Here is a 207-nt window from a genome sequence, read left to right as displayed (position 1 = left end):
GGCGGCGGCAAAAACTGAGTGCAACACCTGACCTTTCCGGTACGGTGCTGCCCTATGTCTTATTCCGAACTCAGCGTTGAAGAGCGTGCCACCATTCAAGTTAGTCATGCCCAAGGCCTCAGCTTGCGCAGGATTGCCTGCTTGATCAACCGATCCCCTTCGACGGTCAGCCGAGAGATGCGCCGCAATCGAGATGCAGCTGGCAGC

The 207-nt window shown here is 57.5% G+C and carries 1 protein-coding gene; it reads left to right on the top strand.

Features of this window, described 5'->3' with window-relative positions:
- Window positions 1-54 precede the first annotated feature (54 nt).
- On the top strand, window positions 55-207 hold a 153-nt coding region (locus tag H4J77_RS20490), incomplete at its 3' end, for a helix-turn-helix domain-containing protein (RefSeq protein ID WP_182250174.1).

It is taken from the genome of Pseudomonas sp. 5Ae-yellow (assembly GCF_014077575.1).
Taxonomy (GTDB): Bacteria; Pseudomonadota; Gammaproteobacteria; order Pseudomonadales; family Pseudomonadaceae; genus Halopseudomonas; species Halopseudomonas neustonica.
Note: the sequence above shows the minus strand (reverse complement) of the source record. Positions and strands in the feature narration are given on the sequence as shown.